The following is a 9,839-nucleotide window of genomic DNA, read 5'->3' as shown; positions in this document are numbered from 1 at the left end:
CCAGGTGGGCGGGCCGACCAACGGTCGGCACCCACGATGGGTGCCGACCGTTGGTCGGCACATCCTCCCGGCCCCCTGGTAGGTGCCGACCGTTGGTCGGCACACCATGCGGTAGAATCACCCCCTAATCGAACCCCCAAGCCGCATATGAGCCACTACGAAGGCGATCTTCGCACCCCCGAGTCGGCGCGCTTTGCCATCCTGGCCAGCCGCTGGAACGCCCGCATCACCGATACCCTGGTTGCTGGCGCCCGCCAGAGCCTGGCCGGCAACGGCATTGCCGAAGCCAACATCGACGTGATCCGCGTGCCGGGTGCCTGGGAACTGCCGCTGGTCGCCGCGCGCCTGGCCGCCGCCCATGAACACGCCGCCATCCTCACCTTGGGCTGCGTCATCCGTGGCGATACCCGCCACTACGAACACGTGGCCGACCGCTGCGCCGAAGGCCTGATGCGCGTGCAGCTGGATTTCGGCGTGCCGGTGCTGAACGGCGTGCTGGCGGTGGAACGTGCCGAGGATGCCGAGGCCCGCGCCGGTGGCAGCCATGGCAACAAGGGTGAAGAAGTCGCAATCGCTGCATTGGAAATGGTCAACCTGCTGGAGCAACTGCCATGAACAAGAACACCCAGGGCAAGCCCTCCGGTAAACCCGTCCGCCGTGATGGCATCGACCCGGTGCTGCGTTCGCGCGCCCGCCGTCGTGCCGTGCAGGCGCTGTACGCCTGGCAGATCTCCGGCGGCAACGCGCAGTCGCTGATCGCCCAGTTCGCCCACGAACAGGCCCGCGAAATCGCCGATCTGGCCTATTTCGAAGCGCTGGTGCATGGCGTGCTGGACAACCGCCGCGACATCGACGAAGCCCTCGGCCCGTACCTGGACCGTGGCATTGAAGAAGTGGATGCCATCGAACGCGCCGTGCTGCGCCTGGCCGGCTACGAGCTGCGCTACCGCCTGGACGTGCCGTACCGCGTGGTCATCAACGAAGCCATCGAATCGGCCAAGCGCTTTGGTTCCGAGCATGGCCACACCTACGTCAACGGCGTGCTGGATCGTGCCGCCGTGGAATGGCGCAAGGTCGAATCGGGTCACTGACCCCCTGCGTCCCGCATCGTTCGTTGAACGGCGCGGGAATCTGCTTCGGTAGAGTCGACTGTCAGTCGACTGCCTTTCGATCAGCAGTCGTCGTGTCGGACGGGCGAGCAGTCGACTGACAGTCGACTCTACCCCGGCGGTTCCATCCGATCGGCACGATCCGCCCGCATTCGCGCCCGCCGCCCATCCATGCAACCCGCCGGAGCGCCCCATGTCCCTGGCCGAATTCGCCCTCATCGACCGTATCCGCGCGCGCACCAGCGAGCGCGACGACATCCTGCTCGGCATCGGCGATGACGCCGCGCTGCTGCAGCCGCGTGCCAACGAACAACTGGTCGTCACCGCCGATACGCTCAACAGCGGCGTGCATTTCCCGGCGGAAACCCCTGCCTACGACATCGGCTGGAAGACCCTGGCGGTCAACCTGTCCGATCTGGCCGCGATGGGCGCACGCCCGGCGTGGTGCACGCTGGCACTGTCCCTGCCGGACACCAGCGAAGAGTGGATCGACGCCTTCGCCGAAGGCTTCTTCGCTCTGGCCGACCAGCACGACATGGCCCTCGTGGGGGGCGACACCACGCGCGGCCCGCTGTCGCTGACGGTGACCGCGATGGGCCAGGTTGGCCGCGGCCAGGCGCTGCGCCGCGACCGCGCGCAGGTGGGTGACGATGTCTGGGTGAGCGGCACGATCGGTGATGCCGCCGGTGCACTGAAGCTCTGGCAGCAGGGCGCGCTGGACGTGGCCACCGCCACCCTGCTGGGTGACTACGAAACCCTGCGCCTGCGCCTGCTGCGTCCCACCCCGCGGGTCACCCTCGGCCTGCGCCTGCGTGCCTTCGCGCATGCCGCCGTGGATCTGTCCGACGGCCTGGTGGCCGATCTGGGCCACATCGCGGCGCGCAGTGGCGTCGCTGCACAGATCGATGCCGACGTGCTGCCGATCTCGCCCGAACTGCGTGGCCTGCTGGGCCGCGACGGTGCGCGCGAGTGCGCGCTGCGTGGCGGCGATGATTACGAACTGTGCTTCACCGCTGCAGCCGACCAGCGCGATGCGCTGCTGTACCTGTCCGAATCGCTGGATGTGCCGCTGACCCGCGTCGGCCGCATCACCGAAGGGCAGGGCGTGCAGGTCGATGGTGAATCCGCCAGCGGCGGATACCAGCACTTCGCCTGATACAGGGACACGCCGGGCATGGCCCGGCGCTACCGCGTCGCGGTGCAGGTGCGGGATGGTGCCCGCTACGCCGCGCGTACCTGCACGCCCACGTACTCGGCCAACGCGCGGCAGGCAAACAGAATCCCCTCGCGCGCGGCATCGCCCATCTGTGGGTTCTCATCGCCATCCACGCGGGTGCGTTCGATGGCGTGCAGCAGTTCCAGCAGGAAGGTCTGCCCGGCATTGGCACGATCAATGCCCGCCAGCGCCATGCATTGGCCGGGTGTATGGCCATCGCTCGGCCACGGCTGGCCATCGGCGGCTTCGCCCTGGCGGATGCGCTGCAGGCAGTCCAGCACGGTGATGCTGCCGGGCGTGTACGCAGGGTCATTCGCCGCCGGGGTGGCGGCAAGCGTGCGTTCCAGTGCGCGTGCCAGCTCATCGGGCAACTGCTTGGCGGCTTCGCCCAGCGTGGCGAACAGGCAGGGATATTTGGTTGCGGTCATCTTGGCGTCCTTGTGCATGAAACCGGGATGCCACCTGCGCGGGAATGCGAGGGTGGCGGACGATGCGTGGTTCCAATACCGGTGAAAACGTGGTCAAACGCCGGCGGGCACAAGGCCCCCACGCACCGCCCGCCATAGATGCGCGGACAGATTGCCTACCGGCGCCACGCACAGGGGGCGCGACGCCGGCAGACAAACGTAAACCACATATTTCAAACGGGATTGGAAGCCCGTGCCACCCGTTGTCGGTGGCGCGCCCATGATTGGCCGCGAGGGCCTGGCGCCCAATGAGGAAAGTTGCAAAGTAGAAAAAATACGAATCGTTGCAGCGTCGCGGCGAAGAACGTCAACGCATGCCGATTGCGACAATCTGCTTTTCGTAGAGTCGAGCTTGCTCGACTGCTCATCGCAGGGGCGTTTGCATCCCCGCCAGTTGCCACGCGCATCGATACCGTTACGCTCCGCAGATGAAATTTATTCTGATCAGCTTTCTGTTGGCATCCTCACCCGTCACCATAGAACCCGGCTACATAATGGGCAGCTACAAGGACAATCCGTCGCCGATGCCAGGCACGCTGAAAGCAATAGGCGCGCGATGGGAAATGGACTACAGAGTGCTGCGACCTGCGTTGTTGAAATCTGGGTGGCGTGGAACGCCACGCGAGTACTCGCATCCTACAGTGCTTGGATTTCCCGAGGTCAATTGCGGCCTGGGCTGGCAAGCGGTTTGCTGGTCCACGTTCCGTAACAATGGACGGGAGGTCTATCTGCAGCTGCATCCGACAGACGACGGTCTAATCCTGATCGACGCAAAGTGACGCGTTCGCCATAGTCGGGGCGTCTGTCGGCACCAGGGCATTCGTTCGTCGGGATGCTGGGAGCGCTCTTGATCCCAGGGGGCAGTTTTTCCCTCGTAGCGTCGAGATCCTATGTTCCCTGTTCCAAGGCACGAAGCGATACTTGAAGGGGCAGACGAGCGGGGGCCACCGGAGCGGAACGCGAGGGTGGCGGACGATGCGTGGCTCCAATACCGGCTGTAATCATGCAAAACGCCGGCGGGCCGAGACCCCCCACGCACCGCCCGCCATAGATGCGCGGACAGAATGCCTGCCGACGCCACGCAAACGGGATGCTCAACGCCGGCAGACAAGCGTATACAACCTTCAGATCAGAACGGGATTGGAGTCCCGTGCCACCCGTTGTCGGTGGCGCGCCCATGATTGGCCGCGAGCGCCTGGCGCCCGATGCCACCTGCGCGGGAATGCGAGGGTGGCGGACGATGCGTGGCTCCAATACCGGTGATCTGAATGAAGCCGGCGGGCCGAAACCCTCCACGCACCGCCCGCCATGGATGCGCGGACAGAGTGCCTGCCGACGCCACGCACACGGGATGCGCGACGCCGGCAGGCAAACGTATACAACCTTCAGATCAGAACGGGATTGGAGTCCCGTGCCACCCGTTGTCGGTGGCGCGCCCATGATTGGCCGCGAGCGCCTGGCGCCCGATGCCACCTGCGCGGGAATGCGAGGGTGGCGGACGATGCGTGGCTCCAATACCGGTGATCTGAATGAAGCCGGCGGGCCGAAACCCTCCACGCACCGCCCGCCATGGATGCGCGGACAGAGTGCCTGCCGACGCCACGCACACGGGATGCGCGACGCCGGCAGGCAAACGTATACAACCTTCAGATCAGAACGGGATTGGAGTCCCGTGCCACCCGTTGTCGGTGGCGCGCCCATGATTGGCCGCAAGCGCCTGGCGCCCAATGAGGAAAGTTGCAAAGTAGAAAAAATACGAATCGTTGCAGCGTCGCGGCGGCGGTTGCTCGAACGCGCAGATCGCGACAAGCGGACAATCGCTCTGGTAGGTGCCAACCTTGGTTGGCACGCTGTGGCAGGTGTCATGTGGCCTGAAGCGGGCGCGCTTGCGCGCGTGCCAACCAAGGTTGGCTTCTACCAACGGCTATGCCGCCGGCAGCACCTTGCCCGGGTTGAGAATGCCATCCGGGTCCAGCGCCGCCTTGATCGCGCGCATCGCCGCCAGCGTCTCCGCGGTGAACGCCTGGGCCATGAAATCGCGCTTGGCGATGCCGATGCCATGTTCGCCGGACAACGTGCCGCCCAGTGCCAGCGTCAGCGCGAAGATCTTCGGCAGCGCGGCCTGCGCGCGTGCGTTCTCCTCGGCATCCTCAGGGTGGTAGAGGATGTTGACGTGCAGGTTGCCGTTGCCGGCATGGCCGAAGGTGACGATGGTGAGCGTGTAGTCGCGCGCCAGTGCCTGCACGCCGGCCACCAGATCGGGAATGCGCGATACCGGCACCACCACGTCTTCGTTGATCTTGCCCGGGGCAACACTGCGCAGCGCGGGCGACAGCGCCTTGCGGGCGGCCCACAGCTGGTCGCGCGCGCGGCCTTCCATCGCCACGTCCAGTTCGATCATGCCCTCGCCTTCGGCGGCGCTGGCCAGCGCCTGCAGCAGGTAGGGCAGGGTGTCGTGGTCGCCATCGGCTTCGACCAGCAGCATCGCGCCGGCCTCGGGGACATCGGCGCCATTCAACCGCAGCAGCTCCAGGCTGCGTGCATCCATGAATTCCAGGCGGGTGGGCACGACCGGCTGCGACATCAGCCGCGATACGGCGGCAGCGGCGGCGTCGGCATCGCGGTACAGCACGCGCAGGCCGGCCTGGCTGACCGGCAGCGGCGTCAGTTTCAGGGTGGCCTCGACGATGAGTGCCAGCGTGCCTTCGCTGCCCACCAGCAGATGGGTCAGGTCGTAGCCGGTGGCGTCCTTGGTGTAGGCGCCGCCGCAGCGGATCACTTCGCCGGCGCCGGTGACCGCGACCAGCCCCAGCACGTTGTCGCGGCTGGTGCCGTACTTCACCGCGCGCGGGCCGCCGGCGTTGCAGGCCAGGTTGCCGCCAATGCTGCAGATATCCGCACTGGAGGGGTCCGGTGCCCAGAACAGGCCGTGCGGCGCCAGCGCCTGCTGCAGCGTGCCGTTCAGGACGCCGGGCTGCACCACGGCGCAGCGGTCACCGGCACGGATGTCAATGATGCGGTCCATGCGGGTGAACGACAGCACGATGCTGCCCGGCTGCGGCACCGCCGCACCGGTGGTGCCGGTGCCCGCGCCGCGCGCCACCAGGGCCACGCCATGCGCACGGCACGCACGCACCAGGGCCTGCACCTGCCCGATATCGGCCGGCAGGGCCACGGCTTCCGGGCGCTGCCGGCGCCAGGAATTGTCCTGCGCGTTGGCCTCCAGCGCGGTGTCATCCATGCGCCAGCCCTCCGCGCCCAGCAGGGCGGACAGTTCGGCAACGAGGGGGGCGGGCAGGGCAGTACTCATGAGGGTTCCCGGGGAACGGCAGGGGCAGGGTGGATCAGTTTCCAGGCGACCACGGCGGTGGCCAGCGGCAGCCACACCCAGCGCAGTTCGGACAGCAACGTGGCCAGGCCACGCGCGCTGAAGAACTGCGGGGCAAACGGTGATACGCGGATCGGTCGCCACGGTGCGAAGAAGCGGTGCTCGCTCCACGGCCAGGCCAGGGCAACGCCCAGCCCGCCCGAGGTCATCGCATCCAGCAGCGGATGGCTGGCCGCGCAGACCAGGACGAAGACCGCGGCCTGCACGGTCGATGCCGCGGTTGATCGCGCCGTGGTAGATGCCAACCTTGGTTGGCACAGAACCGCCGACCCAGGTCGGCGACTACCAAAGAACGCCAGCAACGCAGCAAACGCGGCCAGCACGCAGGCAAACAGCAGCGAATGGCTGGCCCCACGGTGGCCGAACGCATCGGCATAGGGAATGTGCAGGGCGAAGGCCAGCACGTCGGCATCGGGCAGCATGGCGGCAATCACGCCAGCGGCCAGCAGGCGCGGCGGAATGCGGCCGCGGTCAGCGGCGCACCACAGCGCCAGCGGCACGGCGGCATGGGTGATGATCGACGGCATCAGTCACACACCGTGGTAGTGCCGGCCGCTGGCCGGCAATCGCTCGGGGTAGTGCCGGCCGCTGGCCGGCAATGGGCAGCCATCAGCAATCATCCAGCCGGAACGCATCCCGCAACCAACGCAGCTGCGGCGGGTCGCCACTGGCGTCCACCACATCGAAACGGCAGGGCGCGTCGGCCAGAGCAGGGTGATCCTGCAGGTACAGCAGCGCGGCATGTGCCAGGCGCCGGCATTTGCGCGCATCCACCGAGGCGGCGCCGCCACCGAAATCCGAACGTGCGCGGTAACGCACCTCCACGAACACCACGGTGCCCGCGTCGTCCATCACCAGGTCCAGTTCGCCACCGCGGTAGCGCACGTTGCGTGCGCGCGGCTGCAACCCGGCCTGTTGCAGGTGCTGCTCGGCGGCGGCTTCCACCGCCGAGCCCCGTTGCAGGTGCTCAGCGACCACCGACGATCGGCATCGGGCGGCCACCGCTGAAGGTGGACCACGTCGGCTGGCGCAGGATGTTGCCGTTGCTGTCCAGGTACAGCGTACCGGTGGCGCCATCCAGGCCACCTTCGTTCGACAGCTTTTCCAGGTAGGCGCTGATCTTCCACGCATCGGCACCAAAGGCGAACAGGCGGCCGGCGGCACCGCGCGCGCTGGGCAGGGTCTGGCCCACCTGTGCGGCCGACGGCACGCCGGACACGCTGCGCACGTTCCAGGCTTCGTTGGGGTAGATGATGCCGTCCAGCGCCACGTCTTCCTCGGCCTTGCCGCTGCCGGTGGTCAGCTGGCTGGTGCCGACGCGGGTGGCGCCACCGGCACCGGCCAGGGCCAGCTGCGGCGCCAGCAGCCGTGCCTGCGGCGCACGCACCGCCAGGAACACCGCATCGATCTGGCCGGCATTGCGCACCTGCGCGCTGACATCGCCCACGGCTTCAGCCACGGCCACCGTGGCGGCCACCTGGCCACCGCGCTGGGCGAAACGCTGGGCGAAGGCGGCAGCGGCGCGGCGGCCGGTGTCGTCGTTGCTGCTGATGACCAGGGCGCGGTTGCGCTCGCGGCCACGCAGGTACTCGGCGGCCACGATGCCATCGTCTTCCGGTGCCAGCGAGAAGCCTGCGCTGCCGGCCGGCGGCGCATCCTTGCCACGGTTCAGTGCCAGCACCGGCACCTGCAGCGGCTGGCGGCCATACACCGCATCCACCTCGTCGCGGCCCAGCGGGCCGACCACGAAGTCGGCGCCGGAGGCCACGGCCTTGTCATAGGCCGCCAGCGCGCCGGCAGGCGTACCGGCGGTATCGAAGAAGTTGATGTCCGGGCGGCGGCGGCTTTCACCGTAATACGCGGTCAGCAGGCCATCGCGCACCGGCTGTGCGGCGGTGGCCAGGCGGCCGCTCAGCGGCAGCAGCACGGCCATCTTCGCCGGCGGGCGGTAGCCGTCGCTCATGGCCGGCGGGCGCTTGCTGGTATCGAACTGGGCCGCGCCCTCGCGGTCGAACGGGCGCGGCAGCGGCAGGCCACGGGCGATCAGCGCGCGGCCAGCGAAGTTGTACAGCGGGTCGTTGGCCGGCAGCGCGGCGGCACGGCTGCGCAGGTTGGCGTCGTCCAGCGTACCGAGCAGGCCGGCGATGGCGGTCTGGTTCTCGCTGCGGGCGGTGCCCGCCAGGCCGGCGTGGGCGCGGGCGCGCTCACCGGCAGCGGCGAAGCCGTCACCACTGGCCTGCAGCGCGGCGGCGCGGGCCAGGTGCCAGCGCGTGCGCAGGCTGGGGTGCACGTTGTCGCCCGGGTCCTTCAGCAGGACCAGCACCTGTGCAGGCTGCTGGTCTGCCAGGGCCAGCTCGGCGCTGGCCAGCTGGAAGCGCTGCAGGCTGGCGCCGGACAGCTGGCGCGCGGTCAGCTGGCCCAGCAGGCTGCGCGCGCGGGCGCTGTCACCGGCCAGGTGCCAGGCCCAGGCCGCATCGGCCAGGGTGTTGCTGCGGGCACCGCCGCGCAGGGTGGCGGCCTGCGCTTCCAGCTGCAGGGCAGCGTCGCGCGGCTTGCCTTGTTCGATCAGCGCCAGCGCCTGGCTCTGGGCCGGCGATTCGGGGGCGCTGGTAAGGCTGGTAGTGGCACAACCGGCCAGAAGCATCAGCGACAACGACAGGGCGGAGATGCGTGCGGCGGGCTTGTTCATGATCGGGTCCATGCGATGAGGGCAGCGGCCTTGGCCAGGTACACGCTAGGATTCTACCCTTGCCCCGTGAGTACCGCTGAAATGAGTGTGCCAACCCTGTATGTCGTCGCCACGCCGATCGGCAACCTGGCCGATCTGAGCCCGCGCGCGCAGGAGGTGCTGCGTTCGGTGGCGGCCATCTGTGCCGAAGACACCCGCCGCAGCGGCCAGCTGCTGTCCCATTTCGGCATCCAGCAGCCACTGGTTGCCCTGCACGAGCACAACGAAGAGATGCTGTCGCAGCGCCTGGTGGCGCGCCTGCAGGCCGGCGAGTCGCTGGCCCTGGTCAGCGATGCCGGCACGCCGCTGGTCAGCGACCCGGGGTTCCGCCTGGTGCGCGCCGCGCGTGCCGCTGGCATCAAGGTCAGCCCCATTCCCGGCGCCTGTGCGGCCATCGCCGCGCTCAGCGTGGCCGGCCTGCCCAGCGATCGCTTCAGCTTCGAGGGCTTCCTGCCCGCCAAGGCCAGTGGCCGCCGCGACCGCCTGCAGGCGCTGGCCGGCGAGGTGCGCACGATGGTGTTCTACGAATCGTCGCACCGCATCGTTGAATCGCTGGCGGACATGTCGGCGATCTTCGGCGCCGAGCGCCCGGCGGTGCTGGCACGCGAGCTGACCAAGCTGTTCGAGACCGTGCTGGACGGCGATCTGGCCGGCCTGCTGGCCAGGGTCGAAGCCGACGAGAACCAGCGCAAGGGCGAATTCGTGGTGATGGTGCAGGGCGCCGGCGACGATGCCGAGGCGCAGCTGGCGCACGGCCGCCACGTCTACGCCAAGCTGAGCGAGCACCTGCCGCCGTCGACCGCCGCCAAGCTGGCCGCCGAACTGACCGGTGCCCCGCGCAAGGCGCTGTACGGCCGGTAGCGCCGGGCCGTGCCCGGCGAGCGCGTAGCGCGGCGGGAATCAAGGATTCTGGATCCCCGCAGGGGCTCCG

10 protein-coding genes are annotated in these 9,839 nt (G+C 68.5%); 5 read left to right on the top strand and 5 right to left on the bottom strand.

All coding sequences use genetic code 11. The features are described 5' to 3' along the window. The first annotated feature begins 147 nt into the window (after positions 1-147). The 3 genes from ribH (at position 148) to thiL (ending at position 2,265) form a co-directional block, all read left to right on the top strand. A complete protein-coding gene (gene ribH / locus AC3WL7_RS08505; protein ID WP_079220615.1) occupies positions 148-615 on the top strand; it encodes a 6,7-dimethyl-8-ribityllumazine synthase in 468 nt (155 codons plus the stop codon). Then, the gene (gene nusB, locus AC3WL7_RS08500; RefSeq protein WP_116862605.1) at positions 612-1,091 is read left to right on the top strand and encodes a transcription antitermination factor NusB; all 480 of its coding nucleotides are present in this window, start codon (positions 612-614) and stop codon (positions 1,089-1,091) included. Before ribH ends, nusB begins: the two co-directional genes overlap by 4 nt. Positions 1,092-1,302: 211 nt before the next feature. Further along, positions 1,303-2,265, top strand: coding sequence for a thiamine-phosphate kinase (gene thiL / locus AC3WL7_RS08495; RefSeq protein WP_492749979.1), 963 nt, complete (start codon positions 1,303-1,305; stop codon positions 2,263-2,265). A gap of 65 nt (positions 2,266-2,330) precedes the next feature. Here the strand turns inward: thiL and AC3WL7_RS08490 are convergent, their stop codons facing one another. After that, complete coding sequence (locus tag AC3WL7_RS08490) at positions 2,331-2,753, bottom strand: hypothetical protein (RefSeq protein ID WP_492749978.1); 423 nt, start codon at positions 2,751-2,753, stop codon at positions 2,331-2,333. Between the two features lie 467 nt (positions 2,754-3,220). Here AC3WL7_RS08490 and AC3WL7_RS08485 point away from each other — a divergent pair, with 467 nt between their 5' ends. Continuing rightward, entirely contained in the window at positions 3,221-3,571 is a 351-nt protein-coding gene (locus AC3WL7_RS08485; RefSeq protein WP_492749977.1) for a hypothetical protein, read from the top strand. 1,145 nt (positions 3,572-4,716) lie between these two features. Here AC3WL7_RS08485 and AC3WL7_RS08480 read toward each other — a convergent pair. The 4 genes from AC3WL7_RS08480 to AC3WL7_RS08465 all read right to left on the bottom strand — a co-directional run bounded on the left by AC3WL7_RS08480 (position 4,717) and on the right by AC3WL7_RS08465 (position 8,869). Further along, entirely contained in the window at positions 4,717-6,102 is a 1,386-nt protein-coding gene (locus AC3WL7_RS08480) for an FAD-binding oxidoreductase (protein ID WP_492749976.1), read from the bottom strand. Then, positions 6,099-6,707, bottom strand: a complete 609-nt coding sequence (locus tag AC3WL7_RS08475) for a metal-dependent hydrolase (RefSeq protein WP_492749975.1) — start codon at positions 6,705-6,707, stop codon at positions 6,099-6,101. The genes AC3WL7_RS08480 and AC3WL7_RS08475 overlap by 4 nt, the downstream gene beginning before the upstream one ends. Before the next feature lie 82 nt (positions 6,708-6,789). Further along, entirely contained in the window at positions 6,790-7,158 is a 369-nt protein-coding gene (locus AC3WL7_RS08470; protein WP_174208667.1) for a YraN family protein, read from the bottom strand. Then, positions 7,148-8,869, bottom strand: coding sequence for a penicillin-binding protein activator (locus AC3WL7_RS08465; RefSeq protein WP_492749974.1), 1,722 nt, complete (start codon positions 8,867-8,869; stop codon positions 7,148-7,150). The genes AC3WL7_RS08470 and AC3WL7_RS08465 overlap by 11 nt, the downstream gene beginning before the upstream one ends. An 81-nt stretch (positions 8,870-8,950) precedes the next feature. Between AC3WL7_RS08465 and rsmI the strand changes: the two genes are divergently transcribed. Beyond that, a complete protein-coding gene (gene rsmI, locus AC3WL7_RS08460) occupies positions 8,951-9,769 on the top strand; it encodes a 16S rRNA (cytidine(1402)-2'-O)-methyltransferase (RefSeq protein WP_492749973.1) in 819 nt (272 codons plus the stop codon). The last annotated feature ends 70 nt before the right edge of the window (positions 9,770-9,839 follow it).

Source organism: Stenotrophomonas sp. FW305-3-2-15-E-LB1 (assembly GCF_058787375.1).
This window is presented reverse-complemented; position numbering and strand designations above follow the sequence as displayed.

What these genes read in the sequence shown, in the direction of transcription:
- ribH (WP_079220615.1), top strand. Translation starts at nt 148, where the DNA reads ATGAGCCACTACGAAGGCGATCTTCGCACCCCCGAGTCGGCGCGCTTT.
- nusB (WP_116862605.1), top strand. Translation starts at nt 612, where the DNA reads ATGAACAAGAACACCCAGGGCAAGCCCTCCGGTAAACCCGTCCGCCGT.
- thiL (WP_492749979.1), top strand. Translation starts at nt 1,303, where the DNA reads ATGTCCCTGGCCGAATTCGCCCTCATCGACCGTATCCGCGCGCGCACC.
- AC3WL7_RS08490 (WP_492749978.1), bottom strand. Translation starts at nt 2,753, where the DNA reads ATGACCGCAACCAAATATCCCTGCCTGTTCGCCACGCTGGGCGAAGCC.
- AC3WL7_RS08485 (WP_492749977.1), top strand. Translation starts at nt 3,221, where the DNA reads ATGAAATTTATTCTGATCAGCTTTCTGTTGGCATCCTCACCCGTCACC.
- AC3WL7_RS08480 (WP_492749976.1), bottom strand. Translation starts at nt 6,102, where the DNA reads ATGAGTACTGCCCTGCCCGCCCCCCTCGTTGCCGAACTGTCCGCCCTG.
- AC3WL7_RS08475 (WP_492749975.1), bottom strand. Translation starts at nt 6,707, where the DNA reads ATGCCGTCGATCATCACCCATGCCGCCGTGCCGCTGGCGCTGTGGTGC.
- AC3WL7_RS08465 (WP_492749974.1), bottom strand. Translation starts at nt 8,869, where the DNA reads ATGAACAAGCCCGCCGCACGCATCTCCGCCCTGTCGTTGTCGCTGATG.
- rsmI (WP_492749973.1), top strand. Translation starts at nt 8,951, where the DNA reads ATGAGTGTGCCAACCCTGTATGTCGTCGCCACGCCGATCGGCAACCTG.